The 19788-nt window shown below is 65.3% G+C and carries 17 protein-coding genes and 1 tRNA gene; 5 read left to right on the top strand and 13 right to left on the bottom strand.

Annotated features, from left to right (window positions below; translation table 11 throughout):
- Positions 1-16: 16 nt before the first annotated feature.
- The 3 genes from bamB to hisS all read right to left on the bottom strand — a co-directional run bounded on the left by bamB (position 17) and on the right by hisS (position 3320).
- Positions 17-1144: an outer membrane protein assembly factor BamB gene (gene bamB / locus ADJ79_RS04700; protein ID WP_050715003.1), complete on the bottom strand. Its 1128-nt coding sequence runs from the start codon at positions 1142-1144 to the stop codon at positions 17-19.
- Positions 1141-1821 carry a tetratricopeptide repeat protein gene (locus ADJ79_RS04695; protein WP_050715002.1) on the bottom strand — a complete coding sequence of 227 codons (681 nt, stop codon included), beginning with the start codon at positions 1819-1821 and terminating at the stop codon, positions 1141-1143. The genes bamB and ADJ79_RS04695 overlap by 4 nt, the downstream gene beginning before the upstream one ends.
- A 203-nt stretch (positions 1822-2024) precedes the next feature.
- Entirely contained in the window at positions 2025-3320 is a 1296-nt protein-coding gene (hisS, locus tag ADJ79_RS04690; protein ID WP_050715001.1) for a histidine--tRNA ligase, read from the bottom strand.
- 173 nt (positions 3321-3493) lie between these two features.
- On the opposite strand from hisS, the gene ADJ79_RS04685 reads away from it, so the two are divergent.
- Positions 3494-7993, top strand: coding sequence for an SdrD B-like domain-containing protein (locus ADJ79_RS04685; protein ID WP_050715000.1), 4500 nt, complete (start codon positions 3494-3496; stop codon positions 7991-7993).
- 391 nt (positions 7994-8384) lie between these two features.
- Here the strand turns inward: ADJ79_RS04685 and ADJ79_RS04680 are convergent, their stop codons facing one another.
- The 9 genes from ADJ79_RS04680 to ADJ79_RS04640 all read right to left on the bottom strand — a co-directional run bounded on the left by ADJ79_RS04680 (position 8385) and on the right by ADJ79_RS04640 (position 17066).
- Positions 8385-9032, bottom strand: coding sequence for a class I SAM-dependent methyltransferase (locus ADJ79_RS04680; protein ID WP_156304028.1), 648 nt, complete (start codon positions 9030-9032; stop codon positions 8385-8387).
- Between the two features lie 153 nt (positions 9033-9185).
- Positions 9186-9776, bottom strand: coding sequence for a hypothetical protein (locus ADJ79_RS04675; RefSeq protein ID WP_082202991.1), 591 nt, complete (start codon positions 9774-9776; stop codon positions 9186-9188).
- A gap of 342 nt (positions 9777-10118) precedes the next feature.
- Positions 10119-10194, bottom strand: a tRNA-Phe gene (locus tag ADJ79_RS04670).
- A 28-nt stretch (positions 10195-10222) separates the two neighbouring features.
- Positions 10223-10927, bottom strand: a complete 705-nt coding sequence (locus ADJ79_RS04665) for a response regulator (protein WP_050714997.1) — start codon at positions 10925-10927, stop codon at positions 10223-10225.
- Between the two features lie 23 nt (positions 10928-10950).
- Positions 10951-13224 carry an ATP-binding protein gene (locus tag ADJ79_RS04660; RefSeq protein WP_082202989.1) on the bottom strand — a complete coding sequence of 758 codons (2274 nt, stop codon included), beginning with the start codon at positions 13222-13224 and terminating at the stop codon, positions 10951-10953.
- Positions 13221-14105: a DUF4390 domain-containing protein gene (locus ADJ79_RS04655; RefSeq protein ID WP_172674026.1), complete on the bottom strand. Its 885-nt coding sequence runs from the start codon at positions 14103-14105 to the stop codon at positions 13221-13223. Before ADJ79_RS04655 ends, ADJ79_RS04660 begins: the two co-directional genes overlap by 4 nt.
- Positions 14077-15435, bottom strand: a complete 1359-nt coding sequence (gene rsmB / locus ADJ79_RS04650; protein WP_050714995.1) for a 16S rRNA (cytosine(967)-C(5))-methyltransferase RsmB — start codon at positions 15433-15435, stop codon at positions 14077-14079. Before rsmB ends, ADJ79_RS04655 begins: the two co-directional genes overlap by 29 nt.
- 133 nt (positions 15436-15568) lie before the next feature.
- Complete coding sequence (locus tag ADJ79_RS04645; RefSeq protein ID WP_050714994.1) at positions 15569-16213, bottom strand: MBL fold metallo-hydrolase; 645 nt, start codon at positions 16211-16213, stop codon at positions 15569-15571.
- A gap of 58 nt (positions 16214-16271) precedes the next feature.
- Positions 16272-17066 carry an exodeoxyribonuclease III gene (locus ADJ79_RS04640; RefSeq protein WP_050714993.1) on the bottom strand — a complete coding sequence of 265 codons (795 nt, stop codon included), beginning with the start codon at positions 17064-17066 and terminating at the stop codon, positions 16272-16274.
- A 13-nt stretch (positions 17067-17079) separates the two neighbouring features.
- Between ADJ79_RS04640 and pyrE the strand changes: the two genes are divergently transcribed.
- Positions 17080-17769, top strand: a complete 690-nt coding sequence (gene pyrE / locus ADJ79_RS04635; RefSeq protein ID WP_050714992.1) for an orotate phosphoribosyltransferase — start codon at positions 17080-17082, stop codon at positions 17767-17769.
- A 157-nt stretch (positions 17770-17926) separates the two neighbouring features.
- A complete protein-coding gene (locus ADJ79_RS04630) occupies positions 17927-18607 on the top strand; it encodes a DUF4124 domain-containing protein (RefSeq protein ID WP_172674025.1) in 681 nt (226 codons plus the stop codon).
- 54 nt (positions 18608-18661) lie between these two features.
- Here the strand turns inward: ADJ79_RS04630 and ADJ79_RS04625 are convergent, their stop codons facing one another.
- Entirely contained in the window at positions 18662-18958 is a 297-nt protein-coding gene (locus tag ADJ79_RS04625; protein WP_050714990.1) for a hypothetical protein, read from the bottom strand.
- Between ADJ79_RS04625 and ADJ79_RS15570 the strand changes: the two genes are divergently transcribed.
- Together ADJ79_RS15570 and ADJ79_RS13050 are read left to right on the top strand one after the other, a co-directional pair.
- Positions 18924-19226, top strand: coding sequence for a sulfurtransferase TusA family protein (locus tag ADJ79_RS15570; RefSeq protein ID WP_082202986.1), 303 nt, complete (start codon positions 18924-18926; stop codon positions 19224-19226). The genes ADJ79_RS04625 and ADJ79_RS15570 overlap by 35 nt on opposite strands.
- A 133-nt stretch (positions 19227-19359) precedes the next feature.
- A complete protein-coding gene (locus ADJ79_RS13050; RefSeq protein ID WP_082202984.1) occupies positions 19360-19761 on the top strand; it encodes a pyrimidine dimer DNA glycosylase/endonuclease V in 402 nt (133 codons plus the stop codon).
- The last annotated feature ends 27 nt before the right edge of the window (positions 19762-19788 follow it).

Raw genomic sequence — 19788 nt, 5'->3', positions numbered from 1 at the left:
GCCTGCAATCAGTCCATCAGTCGGGGCGGAAGGCGAACACGCCGCCGGAGCGGGTGACGGCCACCAGCGCGCCGCCTGCCGCCACGGGCGCGGCGGCAATGGGCGAGCCGTCGGTTTTCAGCCGGTTGACGGGGCTGCCGTCTTCGCGCGAGAGCATGTGCAGCCAGCCTTCTTCGTCGCCCACGATGATCGAGCGGCCCAGCGCCAGCGGCGCGGTCAGGCGCCGCCAGAGCAGCTCTTTGGTGCTCCAGATGCGCTCGCCAGTGGCGGCCTTCCAGGCCACCAGCTGGCCGTCGGACTCCGCGCCGAACAGGCTTTGCTCGTTGCCGCGCACGCCCGCATCGCCCTTGGCGGGCTTGCTCCACAGCAGCTTGCCGCTGGCTGCGTCCACGCAGCCCACGGCGGCCTGAAAGGCGCGGGCGCAAATGACGCTGCCTTGCCGGCTCACGGGGCCGACCAGATCGACGAGTTTTTCCACATCGTTCACGCCGCGCGCAGCGGCCAGCGGCACTTCCCAGCGGGAAGCGCCCGTGTCCGGGTCGACGCCCGCCAGGCGGCCCGACAGGCCCGCCACCAGCGTGTTGCCCACGGCCAGTAGCACGCCCGACTGGCGCAGCACCAGCGGCTCGGCCTGGCGGTCGGCGCGCCACAGGCGCGCGCCTGTGCGGCCATCCAGCGCCGTGAGCGAGCGGTCTGCGCCCAGCACGAACACGCGCCCGCCCGCCACCAGCGGCGCGGTGTAGCTTTGCGTGCCCAGCTTGTGTTTCCAGAGCACGCGGCCCTCGGCCAGCGCCACCACTTGGTTGCTGCGGGTGACCACGGCGCTGGTGTGGCCGTCGCTGCCCACGCCGGCGGTGAGCGCGTCGCCTGCGTTCGCGCTCCACAGGCGCTGGCCGTTGGCAGCGTCAAACTCGGCCACTGTGCCGTCATCGGCGGCCAGCACCACGCGATTGCCCAGCACCTGCGGCTGCAAGGGGAAATTGACCGTGCTGCCGAGCTTGGCCGCCCAGGCCTGGCTGACGTCAATCACGGGATCAATGGCTTGCAGCTTGGCCGGTTCAGGCCGGGGCGAGCCAGACGAGCACGCCGCCAGCAGCGCGGCGGCCAGCGCGGCGGCGCAGAGGGAAAAACGCGGGGCTTTCATTTCGCTTCTCCCGACTTTGCCGCCCCCGCTTCGGGGTCGATGCCCAGCGCCGTCAGTTTGACGCCCACCAGGCGGCCATATTCGCTGCGCGCTTGCGTCAGGCCCTGGTAGGCCTTGCCGTATTCGGCAATGGCCAGGTCTTTTTTGCCTTGCGCCAGCAGCACGTCGCCACGGCGGTCGGCCGCCAGCGGCGCGAAAGCGGGGTCGAAGCGGGCCGAGAGCTGTTGCAGCGCCTCGTCATACGCCTTGTCGGCGTACAGAAGGGAGGCCAGGCGCAGACGGGCTGTGGCTTGCAGCCCGCTGTCGGCCGCCTTCTCGGCCACCCAGGCCAGCGCCGCCTTGGCTTCGGCGGTTTTTTCTTTTTCCACCAGCGTTTTGGCGGCCAGCAGCGCGGCTTGCGCGGCGTATTCGGCACCGGGGTAGCTGGCCTGCATGTCAGCGAGCACGCGCGTGGTGCGCTCCACATCGCCGGCTTGCGTGGCCGCTTCCATCTGGTCATACAGGGCGGCGGCCTGCACGGCTTGCCGCTGCTGCCAGAAGTTCCAGCCGTTCCAGGCGGCGAACGCGCCAAGCACGGCAATGAGCGCCCAGGTAATGAGGTTGCCCCAGCGGTTCCAGAAGTGTTTGAGCTGGGCGAGCTGTTCCTGCTCTTCAAGGTCCAAGTGCTGTGTTGCCATGATGCGGTGTCTTGCGCGCGGCGCGGGGGTCAAATGAAGCGGCGCATTCTAGGGCGAGCCGCCACCGCCGCGCTCAGCGGGAAGCAGCTCAAAAAGAGGAGCGAATTAAAGAGGCTGAAAACGGCTTCAGCGCACTTTCCACTAGGACGTCATGCTCTTAATAAAGGAGCGAATAGGGCCTTCTTCTTGCCAGCTTGTCAAGCTCACGCCAGCAGCGCGCGGCTCCAGGCGGCCACGCCGTCCAGCGGCTGGCGCGTTTGCTCGCCCACGCCGTCGCGCAGGGCTTTGAGCGTGACCTGGCCGGCGGCCAGCTCGTCGGCGCCGAAGATGAGGGCAAAGCGCGCACCGCTGGCGTCGGCCCGTTTGAACTGGCTTTTCATGCTGCCCGGCGCTTCTTCGGCGCTGGCGTGCATTTGCACGGCCACGCCTTGTGCGCGCAGCGCGTGCAGACAGCGCATGGCCTGCGGCAGCGCGGCGGCGTCGGGGATGATGGCGTAGGCATCCGGCACGCTTTGCGGCGCGGCCACGCCTTCTTCTTTCAGCAGCTCTAGCACGCGCTCCGCGCCGATGGCCCAGCCCACGGCGGGGGCGGGCTTGCCGCCCATTTGGCCAATCAGATAGTCATAGCGGCCGCCGCCGCAGATGGTGCCTTGTGCGCCCAGGCTGTCGGTGATGAATTCAAAAACAGTGAGGTTGTAGTAATCCAGCCCGCGCACCAGGCGCGGGTTCACGCTCCAGGGCACGCCAGCCGCATCCAGCATGGCCTGCACGGCGTGAAAGTGAGCCAGCGAAGCCTCGCCCAGATAGTCCATGAGCCGTGGCGCGCCTTCCACCAGCGCCTGCATGGCGGGGTTTTTGGTGTCCAGAATGCGCAGCGGGTTGGCGTGCAGGCGGCGGCGGGCGTCTTCGTCCAGCTCGCTGGCGTGCGCTTCAAAGTAGGCGATGAGGGCGGCGCGGTGCTCGCGGCGCTCTTCGGGCTGGCCCAGGCTGTTGAGTTCCAGCCGCCAGCGGCTGATGCCCAGCTCGCGCCACAAGGCCACGGCCAGCAAAATCATTTCGGCATCCACCTGCGCGCCCGCAAAGCCCAGTGCTTCCGCGCCAATCTGGTGAAACTGCCGGTAGCGCCCGCGCTGGGGCCGCTCGCGCCGGAACATGGGGCCCATGTAATACAGACGCTGGCCGCCGCCATACAGCAAGTTGTGCTCAATGGCGGCGCGCACCACGCCGGCGGTGTTTTCAGGACGCAAGGTGAGGTGGTCGGCGTCGCCGTATTTGTCGTTGCGGTCCTGAAAGGAATACATCTCCTTTTCCACCACATCGGTGTTTTCGCCCAGCCCGCGCGCAAACAGCGCCGTGTGCTCCACGATGGGCGTGCGGATGTTGGCAAAGGCAAAGCGCCGCATGGTGCGCCGCACCACCTCTTCCAGCCACTCCCAGCGGGCGGAGTCGGGCGGCAGGATGTCGTTCATGCCTTTGATGGCGGCCAGGGAGGAGAGCATTTCAAAAATCCATCCAGTCAAAATGTGTCGCAGAAAAATTTATTGAAACAAGATATTTGTTTCAATGCACGAATAATCTGGCGATTATTGCCGTTTGGCATAGATCACTTGAAACAAATGTGAACTGCCGATAGGATGCGCTTCTTTTCATTTTCTTCATGTGGAATATTGATATGAAACAAACATGCGCGGATGCCGTGCGCTGCGCAAGGCTGCGCCTGGCTGCTGGCCTGTCTGTGCTGGCAGCGGCTTGCATGGCTTCGTCAGCTCATGCGGCCGTGAGCGACTTTGCGATGGGCATGGCCGCTTCCGGCTCGCTGCCGTTCGACGGCTCGGCAGGCGTGGGGCTGGACAACTCCCCTTCTGATGCCATCGTGCGCACCAATGACCAGGTGATGTACCGCGTGAGCTACACGCTCGCTCCCGAAGCGGCCAACAGCCTGGTTACGCTGGAGATGGGCGCCACCACGCTGCCTGCCGGCTACACCGGCCCGGCCAATCCGCGCATTGCGTACTTCCGCGTAACCGACATTCCTTCCGGCGCGGACGGTTGCCAGAACATTTCGGCCACGCCCGTGAGCGATCCGCCGCCTGCAGGCGTATCGGGCGTCACGGCCGACGGCCTCAAGCTCTTTTGCGCCCAGCCGCAGCTGCTCAGCGGCAGCAATCTGTCTTTCAGCTACACCGTCAGCGGTGATGCGCCCAACGGCGCCACCATTGCCGCCCCCACCGTCACGTATCAGTCCGACGGCAACCCGGCGCGCTCCAATCCCCGCACGCTCAATGAACCCTCGCACCCCAGCACGCCCACCTACGGCGCGCCCGTGGTCACGGTTTCCGCCGCGCCGCGCTGGAAGGTGAAGAAAACCCGTTCTTCAGGCGGCGGCGTGTTCATACCCCGCTCCGGCCCCAATGGCGAAGATGGCTACGTGATGGGCTACAACATCGGGATTTATGCCGAGGGCGCGCGCCGGGGACTGGAGGCGCTCAAGCCCGATTTCACGCTGGAAGACAACTTTGACAATGGCGCCAAGTTTCCGAACCTGCGTCTGGTTGATTGGAACATTGACGTGCCCGGTTTCGCCCGCGCGCTCATGGGCGCAGGCAAGCACGACGGTTGCGGCAACTGGGATTACTCCCTGACCCGCCTGGGCAACGGGTTTGACAACACCTATTTCGAAGTCAATGACACCGGTGCGGTTTCCACCGACAACACCACCGTGGCCAACGGCGGCGACTGCAAGGCCACCAGCGTGAATGTGGGTGCGAAGACGGCCACGCTGACGGTATCGGGCGTGGACTTCTCGCTTAAGCACTACCCCACGCGCAAGGGCACCGGTCCGGGCACCGTGGTCAATACGAGCAACCTGCTGGATTCGGCCAACCAGTGGTGGGTGGCCAGCAAGTCCGTGCTGCTGTGGGCTCCGGTGACTGATTTCACGCCCAACGTTTACGAAGAAGTCATCAACAAGGTCTCGCTTAACGGCACATCCGTTACCGGGCAGGCCAATCCGCCTTCCAGCGGCGAGGACAAGGCGCTTGTGCGCCGCACCACGGGCGGCTCGCTCAGCAAGCTGTATTCGCTGCGCCCCGGCGGCTCGCGCAAGGCGGGCGTGACCTACGCCATCGCAGACCCTTCCCTTTCGGACGATACCTACGTGCGGCAGGCTGGCCCCGGCCAGCACTTTGACGCGCGGCTGCACGTCATCAACGCCGGCACTGACGACATGCCTGCCGGCTACATCTGCGAGCGCATCGACAACACGCGCCTGAGCTTCGCCAACGCCTTGCCGTCCAGCGATTCCCGGGTGGACGTGAAAACGGGCATCCTGACCTTGCCGCAAGCAGGCTCGGCCGCCGTGACCTGGGAGCTGGGCGTGGGCGGCAATGGCATCTCCGCCAGCGGCACCTGGAACAGCTACAACACCACCACCACGGAATATCCCGACACGTGGCCTAGCGTGGCCTGGAGCGGCTCGGCCCAGTCCGACAGCACTTGCGGCGACTCGGACGGCGTGACCTGGTACGACTCCATCGCCTCGCTGCAGGCCGCAGGCAAGAGCCTGAAAGACATCACCCGCGTTCGCGGCTCCTACAGCACCTACGGTAAGGCGGTCAATACCCTCTACTACATCCCGTTGCAGGCCAATGCCACCTATGCCTTCTCCGGCACGGACAACGCGCCGGGCCGCGCCTTCGCGCAGGGCGACTCCACGCTGGGCGCCATCGCGCCCAACCAGGCCATGTGGCAAATAGCGCCAGGCAACATCAGGCAGGGCAGCGACGTGATGCGCATCCGCGAAACGGAATACATCGCCGTCAGCAAATCGGAAAACGACGCTTCACTGCTGGATGGCCGCGCCGTGGCCCCCGGCAGCCTGCTGGACTACAAGATCACCGTCAACGCCGCCAGCTCCACGGCTGACCACACCACCACCGTCACCGTGTGGGACGTACTGCCGCAACACATGAGCTACATGCCCGGCACCAGCACGCTGGGCGGCACGGCCATTGCCGATCCCGACTGCTCTGCCGCTGGCACAACGCCTTCCGGCGGCCCCTTTGACGCCAACTCGGTGCCCACAGGCTACACGGCGTGCAAGTGGACGCTGCCCAACCAGCCCGTCAAGCACACCGAGCTGGGCAGCGCGGCAGCCAATCTGCCGCCCCTGCGCTATCAGGCGCAGGTCAGCCTCTCGGCGCCCAATGGCGTGCAGCTGCTCAACTCCACTTTTGCCGACTCCACGGCCAATGGCCGCCTGAAGGCCATCTACCGTGGCGCCAACGGCTTTGTCTGCAAAAGCGGCCAGAGCTGCAGCTTCAGCAACTGGAAAGTGCGCACGCGCGCCGAAACCACCGTGCTGCTCAAAAAGAGCGTGAGCCACGCTGAAGTGCCGCTCAACACGGGCTTCACCTACACGCTGTACTATGCCGCCACCGGCACCCACCTGGACCAGCTGCGCATTCTTGACGTGCTGCCCTACGCCAGCGATGGCCGCAGCAGCAGCTACGCGGGCGCGCTCAAGCTCGCAGCGCCCATTGCCGCCCCCGTGGCCGGGCATGCGCTCACAGCCGACCCCGCGATGGTGGTGCTCTACACCAGCAACGCCCCGGCCCACATCAACCGCAACAGTCCCAACGACGCCAGCCACAACGTGCAGGGCACCGGCAGCAACAGCGCCAGCAGCACCAACTGGTGCACCGTGGCGCAATTCGGCTCGGCCAACTGCCCGGCCGCCATTGGCGATGCCACAGCCTTCATGGCCCTGGCCTATGGCCGCACCGGCACCGTGCCCATCAACACGGCGTATGAACTCATCGTCCCGGTCATTGCCAGCGGCAACAGCGACGGCAACCAGTACGTGAACGACTACCGCGCCGACTCCGCCACCCTGCTGGCGCGCAACCCTGGCTCCAACCGCGTGCTCACCAAAGTGAAGGACACGAGCACCTTCATCGCCGGCCGCGTCTACCGCGAAGCCAGCTCGCCCGCCAATACCACCGATGACGGCAACGCCACCGACCCTGGCATCAGCGGCGTGACCCTGACGCTGGCCTGCACCAACCCCGTGCACACCGCCACAACCACAACGGGCGCTGACGGCTCCTACCGCTTTGGCGGCCTGACCGCAGGCGCGCAATGCACCGTGGTGGAAACCCAGCCCACGGGCTACGCCAACGCCTACAACACGCGCGGCACGGCCGCCACGGGCGACACCGGCAGCAGCGGCACAGGCAACAGCACCATCACCATCGCCAACCTGCCTGCCACAGGCTCGACCGGCAACAACTTTGCTGAAACCCAGATCGGAGGCGGCTCCGGCGTGACGGTCTCCGGCCGCGTCTACCGCGAAGCCAGCTCGCCCGCCAACACCACCGACAACGGCAACGGCACTGACCCTGGCATCAGCGGCGTCACCGTGGCGCTGGCCTGCACCAGCCCGGCGCACAGCGCCACCACGACAACAGGAGCTGACGGCAGCTACAGCTTCGCCAACGTGCCCGCAGGCGCGAGTTGCACCATCACCGAAACACAGCCATCGGGCTACACCAACGCCTACAACACGCGCGGCGCGGGCGGCACGGCTGACACCGGCGGCAGCGGCACGGGCAACAGCACCATCACGCTCACGGTGCCTGCCACAGGCTCGACCGGCAACAACTTTGCTGAAACCCAGATCGGAGGCGGCTCCGGCGTGACGGTCTCCGGCCGCGTCTACCGCGAAGCCAGCTCGCCCGCCAACACCACCGACAACGGCAACGGCACTGACCCTGGCATCAGCGGCGTCACCGTGGCGCTGGCCTGCACCAGCCCGGCACACAGCGCCACCACGACAACAGGCGCTGACGGCAGCTACAGCTTCGCCAACGTGCCCGCAGGCGCGAGTTGCACCATCACCGAAACGCAGCCATCGGGCTACACCAACGCCTACAACACGCGCGGCGCGGGCGGCACGGCTGACACCGGCGGCAGCGGCACGGGCAACAGCACCATCACGCTCACGGTGCCCGCCACGGGATCTACCGGCAACAACTTTGCCGAAACCCAAAGCGGCCCGCCAACTCCGGGCGCTCCGGTTTCCGTGCCCACGCTGGGCTGGCCCATGCTGGCGGCGTTGTCAGCGCTGATGGCAGGCGTGGGCGGCTGGCGCCGCCGCCGCGCAGGCGCCTGACGCAGCTGTTTGCGTCCATGCCGAAAGGGCCGGTTTTCACCGGCCCTTTTTCATGAGTGAGGGCCGATTGCGTTGGGAGCGGAACATGCACCTGCCCCCGGTTTTGCCTGGCAGAAGGCGGAAAAAGCAAGGCCCCTCAAAGCCTGCTCACGGTTTGGCCGTGAGGCGAAAGAGCAGGGCAGGGCGCAGGTCAGGCATGCGCGAGGAATGGATGGCAATATTTAGCTCCCTTATCCATAGCATGAGGTCCTAGTGGACAAAGCGTGGAAGGGTATTTCAGGCCCCTTGAATTTGCTCCTGTTTTTTTGGTTATCTGGTCAGCGAAGGGCCATGCTGGAGGCGCTGATCCACTCATTGGCCGCTCGCCCGGGGGCCTGCTTGCGGGCGGGTCTCAAGCGGCTTTCCAGCGCGAGCTTTGCACGGGATGCGCCAGCACATCCACCCGGGCGGGGGGCAGATTGAACACAACGCGCTCTCTTGACAGCAATTGCAGCCCCGCCTGCTGCCAGGGCGAAGGCGCGCGCAGGGCGTAGGTGAACTGGATGAGCCGCCCCTGCGCGGGCAGCGCCTGCATGCCTGCGGCAAGAATGCGGCGGCGCGCGGGCAAGGGAATGGACAGCAGGGGCAGGCCGGAGACGATTTGCGCGATGGGCAGGGGCCGCCCCGCTTCGTCAGCGGGCCAGTCGCCGCCGCGCAGCATGCGGGGCAGGTCTGCGGCGTCACCGTGGATGACGCACACGCCTTCAAAGCGCTGGCGCAGGTGTTGCGCCAGGCTGGCCGAATGCTCAATGACGACCAGGCGGCTGGCGGGCAGCCCGCTGGCGCGCAAAGCGGCGGTGATGGCGCCCGTGCCGCCGCCCAGCTCGACGACGACGGAAGGGGCGTCCGGATGCGGGTCAATGTGCGAAGCCATGCAGGCGGCCAGGCGGCGGGAGCTGGCGCAGATAGCGCCCACGGAGCCGGGCCGCCGCACCAGTTCGCGCCACAGCAGGGCGTTTTGCTGTTGCTGGGCGCGGAAAACGGATGCCAAGTGTTTCATCAAGGGAAATATGGGTGGCGAGAGTTCGCCGGAAGCGGCGAATTGCATCACAAAAGCCCAGGGCTGACGCTGCACGCATTTCGAGACCCAAGAAAAGCAGCGTTCGCGCCCTTTCCATCAAGACATCTCGCTATGCCTTTTGAAGAGGTTGGCCTATGCCGAAGACAGCGGCAGCGCACGCAAGATGGCGGCCGGGCGGAAACCGCATAGCCGGGCCAGCAGGCTGGCCGGAAACTGACCGATGGCGCGGTTGTAGGTCAGCACGGAGGCGTTGAAAGACTCGCGCAGGGGCAGACTTTGGTGCAGCAGGTGTGTGCGGCGGTTGGCCAGGCGCGTGGCGTCAACGCCGGGCGTATCTGCTGCCAGGTATTCAAGCGCCCGCTGCCAGGCAGCGCCCAAAGTGTCATGAGCGGTGGCCAGTCCTTCCATCAGCTCAGGGGTATAGGGGTTGTGGCGGGTTTCAGCCAGCGCGGCAGCCAGTTGCTCGCAGGCTGCCCACAGGCGCACCAAGGCGGCATGGCTTTCATCTTGGAGTGTCAGCGGCGCAGGCATTGTGCCGCCGCGCATGGTATCGGGCAGGCAGCCTTGCACCCATACCAGTTCGCGCAGCATGAACGCATCCAACGCGGCAAACTGCTTTTTGACCTTGGCGCGCAGCCGCATGAGCCGGTTGTAGGCGCCAACAGCCCAGAAAAGCAGCACGGCACAGGCTATGCCGACAAGCAGGGGATGAGTCCAGGTCATGTCAAGAAGGAGTGAAGCAAGCAGGCGGCCGCAGGGCCTGCATTGTCCTGCCTCCGGCGAACCGGGGAAAGGGGTCTGGTTTGCCGCTTTAAGACGTCAAGAGCCTGTCAACGGTCTGACGTGCAGCAGGCGTATCGGCATGAAGCTGGGCTGAAAGCATGGGTTGTTTGCTCCTGCATCCATAGCATGATGTCTTGGTGGGAACTGCGCGAAACGGTATCCCTGTTCCCTATATTTGCTCTTGTTTTTGATTGGGAAGCGGGTTTTCGAAACGCTTTCCTGCGACTTTGAACAGGCTTAAAAGAAAACGCCCCGCCGGAGAACCGGCAGGGCGTTTGCATTTGGTGGCCTGGGGCGGGATCGAACCACCGACACAAGGATTTTCAGTCCTCTGCTCTACCAACTGAGCTACCGGGCCATAAAGAAGGCGGATTCTAGCACGGCTTTCAGGCGGCCTGGCTGTGCTTGCGGTTGCGGGAAAGGTCGATACCCAGCTGCTTGAGCTTGCGGTACAGGTGTGTGCGCTCCAGGCCGGTTTTTTCGGCCACCCGGGTCATGGAGCCGTTTTCCATGGCCAGATGGTATTCAAAATAGGTTTTTTCAAAGTGATCGCGGGCCTCGCGCAGGGGGCGGTCCAGATCGAAGCTTTGGCGGCTTTGAGGGCCTGTGGGCGCAGGGTCGGGCTGAACAGCGGGCGCTTGCGGGTGCCCTGCCAGGGGCATGGTGACGGCGGTCAGCGCGGGCGTGACCGGACGCGGGGCGCTGGCGAGCTTGGGCGCAGGGGGCGGGTCACGGTGCAGGGCCTGCTGCACGGCCTTGAGCAGTTTTTGCAGGGTGATGGGTTTTTCCAGGAAATCCTGCGCGCCGATGCGGGTGGCTTCGCTGGCAGTGTTCAGGGTGGCATGGCCGCTCATCATGATGACGGGCATGGTGAGCAGGCCGGCGGCGCGCCACTCTTTGAGCAGGGTCACGCCGTCGGTGTCAGGCATCCAGATGTCAAGCAGCACCAAGTCAGGCTGGGATTCCAGGCGGGCGGCGCGGGCGCTGGCGGCGTTTTCGGCCAGCTGCACGGTGTGGCCTTCGTCATTGAGGATTTCGGAGAGGAGATCCCGGATGCCCAGCTCGTCATCAACCACCAGAATATTTGCCATGGTTATTCGTGTTTTCTCAGATATCAAACGTCGCTTTTGAATGATAACGACACCAATGCGCCGCACGCCGCGCCGTTTTCGCAGCGGTTGGACAGGTCGATGCGCGCGCCGTGTTCGTCGGCGATTTTCTTGACGACAGCCAGCCCCAGCCCGGTGCCTTTGGCCTTGGTGGTGACGTAAGGCTCGAAGGCGCGCTGGAGAATGGCGTCGGCAAAGCCGTGGCCGCTGTCGGCGATGGTCATGCGCACGCGGTGCAGGCCGTCTTCGGCTTGCAGGGTTTGGGTGCGGATGATGACGGGGACGCTGCGTCCGGCCGCTTCCGTGGCGTCCTGCGCGTTTTGCAGCAGGTTGTGGATGACCTGGCGCAGCTGCTGCGCGTCGCCCAGGATGCGGGGGTTGGCCGCGTCCAGCTCGGCGCGCACGGGCACGCTGCGCGCGCCTTCGCCGGATTCGTAAAGCGCCAGCACGTCGGTGATGAGCGCGTTCAGATCCAGCGGCTTCAAATCGGCGCGGGGCAGGCGGGCGTAGTCGCGGAATTCATTGACCAGCCGCTTCATGGCTTGCACCTGATCGACGATGGTGGCCACGGCTTTGTCCAGCATCTGGCTTTCGGCCTCGGGCAGCTTGCCGGCCAGCTTGTGCGCCAGCCGCTCGGCCGAGAGCTGAATGGGCGTGAGCGGGTTTTTGATTTCGTGCGCCAGCCGCCGCGCCACTTCGCCCCAGGCGCGCGCGCGCTGGGCAGAAACGACTTCGGAGATGTCGTCAAACACCAGCAGCCGCAGCCCGCCGGGCAGGAGCGCGCCGCGCGCCACCAGGGTGATGGCGTTATCCGCCACGTCGCCTTCGGCGGCGTGCAGCTCGAAGGTGTGCTGCCAGTGCTTGAGGCTGCTGTGCTCGGCGCGGGCGGCCTCGAATTCGGCGAACTGCGCCTGCACGCCTTGCGCCAGCTCTTGCAGCGCGGGCAGCGTGGAAAGAGGCTTGCCCAGGCAGTAGTCGGCCAGCGGCAGGCCGAGGATGCGGTCGGCGCCGGGGTTGCCCGACTGCACGGCGCCAGCGGCGTCCAGCACGATGACGCCGGCGGTGAGGTTGTCCAGAATGGTTTGCAGGCGCGTGCGGTGCTGGTCGGCAGCGCGGCGGGCGTCGGCCAGCTGCTGCGTCATGTCTGAAAAAGAGCGGGTCAGGCCCACCAGTTCGTCTTTGCCCGCCAGCACCAGCTTGGGCGTGAGATCGCCTGCTGCCACCTGGCGCATGCCCTTGGCCAGCATCAGCAGCGGCGTGGCCAGCTGCTTGCCCAGCAGCACGGCCAGCAGCACCGCGCCGAACACGGCCAGAAACAGGCTGAGCGTGAGTGTGCCGATGTACATGCGGCGCAGCGCCCCCTGGCCGAGCGCGCGCTCCTGATATTCGCGGTTGGCTTCCTGCACGGCCAGCGCGTCGGCCACCAGCGCGCTGGGCAGCGGCTGCACGGCCTGCACGAAGCGCTGCTCATCCACCAGACTCACGCCGGGCGCGCTCACCAGCACTAGCGCCTTGATGCGGGCGCTGCCGCCAGGCTCGTCCAGCCCCTCCACTTGCGTGGCCACGCCTTGCGCGCGGGCCGTGCGCAGCTGCTGGGCGGCGGGGCGTTCGGGATTGATTTCAAAGTGCGCGCCGCCTGCGCTGCCCACCATGCGCAGCGGGCTTCCGCCCCACAGGGCGATGTCGGTCGCGCCGGTCTGCTCCTGAATGCGCTCCAGCGGCAGGGCCGTCAGCCCGTCTGGCGTTTGCGCCAGTTGCGTGGCGGCGGCGCGCAGCTGGTTGCCAAAATCACGCGCCTGCGTGTCCAGCGAGGTGCGGGCCAGGTTCAGCCCGGCTTCCAGCGCGCCTTCCACCTTCACGTCAAACCACGATTCGATAGAGCGCGAGACGAACTGATACGACACCACGTAAATCAGCAGCCCCGGCAGCACGCCCACCAGCGCGAAGATGGCCGCCAGCTTGGTCAGCAGCCGGCTGCCAAAGCGCCCGCGCCGCCACTGCCGCCACAGCCAGCTCACGCCCCAGCCAATGCCCAGCGCCAGCATGAGCGCTACCAGTGCATTCATGGCCACCAGCGGCGCGTAATAGTTCTGATAGAGCAGCAGATTGTTGGCGGCCTGCGCCAGCAGAAACAGCAGCATCAGCCCCACGGACAGCATGACGGCGGCGGCGGCCAGCAGCGCGCGGCGCTGCACGCGGTTCCACAGCCGGGCAAAGCGCGTGGCTGAAGGGGTGTTCAATGGCGTGGCGGGCGAAGAAGCGTCTGGCCTGCCGTTCATGCCGCGCCCTCCGGCGTCAGATCCATGTCGCGCTGCACCTCGATGCGCTCGGCCGCTTGCAGCGGGCGCGGCAGGCCCTCGTCTTGCAGCAGGTAGCGAAAGCGCAGCGTGTGGCGGCGGCCCGGCTCGAAGTGCGCGGCATTCATGATGCGCCAGTGGCTCACGCGCTGCACGGCGTCCAGCGCCTCATCCAGCGTGTCAAACAGGCGGGCCGTGGTGGTCTCGGATCTGGGCGCTTCCACGCCCGCCAGCGGCTGGCTGCTGATCAGCACGCGCCAGCGGCGCATCAGGGGCAGATAGGCCAGCCGCCAGTAGCACTGGCGCGCGGCCAGGCGGCGGTCGCGCCAGTACCAGCGGCTGCGCAGCACCACGGCTTCGGCCATGAAGTGCAGGGGCACGCCTTTGAGCAGCGCCTGCTCCAGCGCGGGCGCCAGCGCAAAGCGCACGCGCGCCGTCAAAAGCAGGCTGCCATCGGCTTCGCGCCGGGTGCGCAGCTCGGCCAGCGTGGCGGTGCTGGCAGGCTGCGCCGGGCTTTCGGGCAAGGCGCTTTCGGCTTCCTGGCTTTCGGATTGCCTGGCATCAGAGGGCCTGTTTTCCGTGCTCTCTGGGGTTGAAGCGCCAGCTTCCGCCCGCCCGGCCACTTTTGCGGCAGGCGCGGCGGGCGGGCGATCCGGCCCCGTCTCCACGCTCATCTCCGCTTCCATTCCTGCCCCCGTCTCAACGCCCATCTCCGGGCTTGTTTCCGGCTGCGCTTCATCCGCCTGCGCCCAAGCGGGCAGCGCAGACAGGCAGGCCAGGGCCGCGCCCGTGCGCAGCAAGGCGCGGCGGCGCGCGGCGGCAAGGCCCGTGAATTCAGGCAGCGCTTTTTTCAAACAGGGCATAGAAAAAGCCATCTTCCGTGCAAGGTTCGTGTGCGTCCGTATCTTCACCGCATTTTTCAGCCGGATTCCTGCCGGGCGCCAGCGCAGGCAGCAAGTGGCCCGGCGCGGGCAGCGCCAGCGCGTCAGGGTGGGCCGCGCGAAAGTGATCGGCCTGCTCCTGCCCCTCGGCGCGGAACACCGAGCAGGTGGCATACAGCAGCCGCCCGCCCGGGCGCAGCAGCGGCCACAGCGCCGCCAGCAGCCGGCGCTGCGTGGCCGCCAGCGCGGCAAGGTCGGATTCGCGCCGCAGCCAGCGCGCGTCCGGATGGCGGCGGCTGATGCCCGAGGCGCTGCACGGCGCATCCAGCAAGATGGCATCAAACGGCCGCCCGTCCCACCACTGCGCGGGCCGGGCGGCATCGGCGGCGCGCACCTCGGCGGCCAGCCCCAGGCGCGCCAGATTGCCGCGAATGCGCTCGCAGCGCGCGGCGTCCACATCCAGCGCCAGCACTTCAGCGCCGGGCCGCAGCTCCAGCAAATGCGCCGTCTTGCCGCCAGGCGCAGCGCAAGCGTCCAGCACGCGCAAAGCGGGCGCGCCGCCAGCGGGGGCCAGCCCCTGGAGCAACAGCGGCGCGGCCCGCTGCGCAGCGCCGTCCTGCACGGAAACGCGGCCCTGTGCGAAGCCCGGCAGCGCCTGCACCGGCGCGGGGCGCACCAGCACGATACCCGCCGGATGCGCCGGCCCCAGCGCGCGCGCCGCCAGCTGCGCCTGCGCCAGTTGCTGCAAATACGCCTCGCGGCTGCCCTGGCGCAGATTCACGCGCAGCGCCATCGGCGGCATCTCTTGCGCCTGCTCCAGCAGCGCCTGCCAGTGCGCCGGGTGATCGCGCTGCAAGCGCTGCACCCACCACAGCGGGTGATTCCAGCGCGCCACAGGGTCAGCCTGCACGGCGGCCAGCAGCGCCGCCCGCTCGCGGCCAAAGCGGCGCAGGCAGGCATTGAGAAAACCGGCTTGCGCCCGCAAACCGCGCTGGCGGCGCGCGGCTTCCACGGCCTGATCGGCCAGCGTGAAATCGCTATACGGCGGCGGCTCGCAGCAGGCCAGCGCCAGCGCGCAGCACAGCAGCGCATCCAGCGGCGGCGGCGGCGCGCGGCGCGCCAGCAGCTGGCGCAGCGCCTGCGCCCGCCCCCACTGCCGCAGCGCCTGCGAAGCCAGCGCCTGCACGCCCGGGCGCTGCGCGGCAGGCAGCGCCGCCAGCCAGGCCGTCAGCGACTGGCCCTGCCGCACCGCCTGCAAGGCGGCGGCCGTGGCCTGCAACTGCTGCCAAAGCGGCGTTTTCGGTTCATTCATGGCAATGACTTGGGGCAGAATTCATCAATAAAAGGAGCAAATTGAAGGGGGTGAAAATGCCGCCTTGCGCAATTTCCACTAGGACATCTTGCTATTGAAGGAGGAGCGAAATCTTTGCCCTTCTCATAGCCTTTCATGTGCCCCGCACGAAGGGGTTGTGCCGCCGCTCGTGGCCGAAAGTGCTGCCGGGGCCGTGGCCGGGCACAAAGGCGGTGTCATCACCCAAGGGCCAGAGCTGGCGGGTGATGCTGTCCATCAGCTGCGCGTGGCTGCCTTGCGGAAAGTCCGTGCGGCCCACGCTGCCCGCAAACAGCACGTCGCCCACAAAGGCCAGCCGGGCTTCGGGCGAGTGAAAGATGACGTGGCCCGGCGTGTGCCCCGGGCAGTGCCGCACCGCCAGCTCGCAGCGGCCCAGCTGCACGGTGTCGCCGTCATGCAGCCAGCGCGTGGGCGTGAAGGCGCGCGCGGGCGGCAGGCCAAACAGGCGGCTTTGCTCGGCCAGCGCGTCGATCCAGAACTGGTCGGCCGGATGCGGGCCGACGATGGGAATTTGCCAGCGCTCGGCCAGCTCCGCCGCGCCGCCCGCATGGTCGATGTGGCCGTGCGTGAGCCAGATTTGCCCGGGCTTCAAGCCCAGCGCCTGCGCGGCCTGTTCGATGCGCGGCAAATCGCCGCCGGGGTCAATCACGGCCGCCTCGCGCGTTGCATCGCACCACAGCAGCGAACAGTTTTGCGCAAAAGCCGTTACGGGAATGATTTGATAATGCAAAACGGACATGGCAATGGGCCTTGTTTCAGAATATCGCACGCCAAAAAATCAAGCCTGCATGGGAATATCACAGCGCCATTTCATATTCAATCGTCAGCGGCGCGTGGTCGGAAAAGCGCTGCTCCTTGTAAATGGCGCTGCGGCGGGCCAGCTGGCCGGTGGCCTCGGTGGCCAGGTGGTAATCAATGCGCCAGCCCACGTTGTTGGCCCAGGCCCGGCCCCGGTTGCTCCACCAGGTGTAGGCCTCGCCAGTGGCTTGCGGGTGCAGGCGGCGGTACACGTCCGTCAAGGGCACTTCGGCCAGCGCGCGGCTCATCCAGGCGCGCTCTTCGGGCAGAAAACCGCTGTTTTTCTGGTTGCCTTTCCAGTTTTTCAGGTCAATTTCCTGGTGCGCGATATTCAAATCGCCGCACAAAATGAATTCGCGCCCGCTCCTGAGTTGCTTCAAAAAAGGCAGGAAACCTTCCAGAAAACGGAATTTGGCCGCCTGCCGCTCTTCACCGGAAGAGCCGCTGGGAAAATAGCTGCTGATAATGGAAAATTTGCGCGCGGGCGTATCAAACCGCAATTCCACATAACGGCCTTCCGCATCGAATTCCTCGCTGCCGTAGCCTGCCAATACCTCGCTGGGTTCGTGGCGCGTATAGATGCCCACGCCGGAATAGCCCTTTTTTACGCTGGCCAGATGGAAATACCCGCGCATGCCCGCCAGCGTTTCAAAGCGGCCCGCCACGTCGGGCATTTGCGCCTTGACTTCCTGCACGCAAATACAATCGGGCCTTTGCGCCAGCAGCCATTCGCCCAGCCCCTTGCCGGCGGCCGAGCGTATGCCATTGAGATTGAGGCTGGTGAGTTTGAACAAAGTGAATCACTCCATGAATGCCCTGTTGAACAAGACTGAATGCGAAGAAAATGCGCTGGCGCAGGAATTCGTGCAATTTGCCATTGATTGCGGCGTGCTGCGTTTTGGCGAATTCAAAACCAAGGCCGGGCGGCTTTCGCCTTATTTTTTCAATGCCGGGCTGTTTGATGATGGCGCGCGCCTGGGGCGGCTGGCGCAATTTTACGCACGGGCCATTTTGGCCAGCGGCATTGAATTCGACATGATTTTCGGCCCCGCCTACAAGGGCATTCCGCTGGGCAGCGCCGTGGCCGTGGCGCTGGCCGCTGCCGGGCACAACAAGCCTTTTGCCTACAACCGCAAGGAGGCCAAGGACCACGGCGAGGGCGGCTCGCTGGTGGGCGCGCCGCTCAAGGGGCGCGTGCTCATCGTGGATGACGTGATGTCGGCCGGCACCGCCGTGCGCGAATCCATCGCCCTCATCCGCAGCGCGGGGGCCACGCCGCATGCGGTGGCCATTGCGCTGGACCGGCAGGAAAAAGCCACGGAAAACGGGCAGGACGCACCCTGGAGCGCCGTGCAATATGTGCGCGAGAAACTGGGGCTGAAGGTGTGCGCCATCGCCAGCCTGGCACAGCTTTTGCAGTATCTGGAGCAGGACCCGCAGTCCCTGCCATACTTCAAGGCCGTGGCGGCCTACCGCGAACGCTATGGCGCGGCCTGAGCCGCTGTTCTGAGAGCCACCCCAAGGGGGAAGCCGTATTTTTGCTCCTGTCTTCATAGCGTGAAGTCCTAGTGAAATGTGCGCAAAACGGAATTTCATCCCCTTGAATTCGCTCCTTTTTCTGATGCCAAAACCTGCCGCCTTGCACGATTGCTTGATGCCTGAACCCGCGTTTTCCATCTTCCGCCTGGGCCGCGCCGCTGGCGCGGTTGCCGCCGCGTGGCTGGCGACGGGCCTGGCCGGGACGGCGCTGGCCGCCGATCCGGGCAAGAGCGCGGGCGGCATCTATACCTGTGTGGATGCCTATGGCCGCCGCATCACTTCCGACCGGCCCATTCCCGAGTGCATGGACCGCGAGCAGCGCCAGCTGTCTTCCAGCGGCGTGACGCGCCGCGTGCTGCGCCCGGAGCCGACGGTGAGCCAGCTCAAGGAGCAAAAGGCCAAGGCCGAGCAGGCCAAGCAGCGGCTTCAAGAGCAGGAAAACCAGCGCCAGCGCGATATCGCCCTGGCCATCCGCTATCCCAATCTGGAAGCGCACGCCAAGGCGCGGCGCGACGCGCTTGAGCCTTCCCAGCTGCGCATGGGCCTGATAGAAAAGCGCCTGCAAGCCTTGCAGCAAGAGCGCGACGAGCTGCAAAAGCGTCTGGACAGCTTTGCCGACCCGAAGAAGATTCCGGCCTATATCAAGCGCAACGCGGAAACCAACCAGAAGAATCTGGAGGCGCAGGAGCGCGCGATGGCCAACGAGCAGGAGGAGCGCAGGCTGCTCAACGCCCGCTTTGATGACGAGCTGGCGCGGCTGAAAAACATCTGGCATGCCCAGGAAGACGCGCCTTGACGGCGCTGCGTGCGGCAGGGGCCGGGCAAAAGGGAGCTTGCATGCTCCTTTTTTTCATGCCTGCTGGCTGGGCAGCATCACGGCGCGCAACAGCTTTTCTTCGGGCAGACCCAATAGCTGCGCCACCTTGCGGGCTTTCCAGGCCAGGTAGGCCTGGCGGCCGGGGCTGTCGGGCGCGTCTTGCCAGGCGCGCACTTGCTGGCGGAATTCGTCGTCGAACACCTGCGGGCTGGGCCAGATTTGCACGGCGCGGCCCCGGTAGCTGATTTCAAAGACGAACTGCCCGCCCAGCGAAAACGGCGCGTGCGGGTGGCAGGTGACGGGCTGGCACAGGCAGCGGTTTTCGCGCACGGCGCGCGAGAGCAGCGTTAAATTACCTGCATTGGGGCATGTTTGCCCCTTTCCTTTAGTTGAAGCGAAAGAAACTATGGCAAAACCAAATAAAGGATATTGCTTAGAAATTGAGTTTGATTGTACTCAAACTACAGAAGCTATCCCTGCATGGGCTGCCGAGGAAGGCTATGAAGTGACAAATTATGAACAAATTGATGACGCCAAATGGACGATTACCGTGATGAAACAGACCTCAAAGTGCGGTCAAAAAACAAAATTTATGTAGCCGTAGCACAACGCTGAAATGACGACTTCTGAGCTTGTTGGCGTGTAAGTAAGGTTAGCGCCACACAAATAAGCTGGACGGCATTCTGTATTTCTTTTAGTATTACGCCTCTTTATTGATTTCGTGATGATTTATGACCCGAATCAATCTTGTCCCGCCGAGTGAATTGTGCGATCAACATTTGCTTGCCGAACACCGCGAACTTACCCGTATTCCCAACGCTGTTGCCAAAGGGAAATTTCACCTAAAAGGCCAACCGGCGGAATATAAACTGGGTGAGGGCCATGTGCGGTTTTTCTTTAATAAAATGGCCTTCTTGAAGAAACGTTATGATGCGCTTCATGCCGAATGCAGAGCGCGTGGTTTCAACGTGACATATATTTGGCCGCAAGAACTCAGCACCGATGCCGCATTATGGCTGGATTATACCCCCACTGAACAAGCCCTAGCCACCAATCGCCAACGGATTGAGGAAAGAATGCCGGCAAAGGCCAGATTTACAGACAGGAAGATTCTCTTGGAAAATGATTCGTAAATCACTGACTGTGATTTATTCCTCTAA

It is taken from the genome of Ottowia sp. oral taxon 894 (genome assembly GCF_001262075.1).
In the GTDB taxonomy this organism is placed as follows: Bacteria; Pseudomonadota; Gammaproteobacteria; order Burkholderiales; family Burkholderiaceae_C; genus Ottowia; species Ottowia massiliensis.
Note: the sequence above shows the minus strand (reverse complement) of the source record. Positions and strands in the feature narration are given on the sequence as shown.

Bases quoted from the DNA above. Each gene is read 5' to 3' on its own strand.
- ADJ79_RS04630 (WP_172674025.1), top strand. From the start codon at position 17,927: ATGCCTGAACCCGCGTTTTCCATCTTCCGCCTGGGCCGCGCCGCTGGC.
- pyrE (WP_050714992.1), top strand. From the start codon at position 17,080: ATGAATGCCCTGTTGAACAAGACTGAATGCGAAGAAAATGCGCTGGCG.
- ADJ79_RS04685 (WP_050715000.1), top strand. From the start codon at position 3,494: ATGAAACAAACATGCGCGGATGCCGTGCGCTGCGCAAGGCTGCGCCTG.
- rsmB (WP_050714995.1), bottom strand. From the start codon at position 15,435: ATGAATGAACCGAAAACGCCGCTTTGGCAGCAGTTGCAGGCCACGGCC.
- ADJ79_RS13050 (WP_082202984.1), top strand. From the start codon at position 19,360: ATGACCCGAATCAATCTTGTCCCGCCGAGTGAATTGTGCGATCAACAT.
- ADJ79_RS04665 (WP_050714997.1), bottom strand. From the start codon at position 10,927: ATGGCAAATATTCTGGTGGTTGATGACGAGCTGGGCATCCGGGATCTC.
- ADJ79_RS04645 (WP_050714994.1), bottom strand. From the start codon at position 16,213: ATGTCCGTTTTGCATTATCAAATCATTCCCGTAACGGCTTTTGCGCAA.
- ADJ79_RS04660 (WP_082202989.1), bottom strand. From the start codon at position 13,224: ATGAACGGCAGGCCAGACGCTTCTTCGCCCGCCACGCCATTGAACACC.
- ADJ79_RS04655 (WP_172674026.1), bottom strand. From the start codon at position 14,105: ATGCCCTGTTTGAAAAAAGCGCTGCCTGAATTCACGGGCCTTGCCGCC.
- ADJ79_RS04695 (WP_050715002.1), bottom strand. From the start codon at position 1,821: ATGGCAACACAGCACTTGGACCTTGAAGAGCAGGAACAGCTCGCCCAG.
- ADJ79_RS04680 (WP_156304028.1), bottom strand. From the start codon at position 9,032: ATGAAACACTTGGCATCCGTTTTCCGCGCCCAGCAACAGCAAAACGCC.
- ADJ79_RS04675 (WP_082202991.1), bottom strand. From the start codon at position 9,776: ATGACCTGGACTCATCCCCTGCTTGTCGGCATAGCCTGTGCCGTGCTG.
- bamB (WP_050715003.1), bottom strand. From the start codon at position 1,144: ATGAAAGCCCCGCGTTTTTCCCTCTGCGCCGCCGCGCTGGCCGCCGCG.
- hisS (WP_050715001.1), bottom strand. From the start codon at position 3,320: ATGCTCTCCTCCCTGGCCGCCATCAAAGGCATGAACGACATCCTGCCG.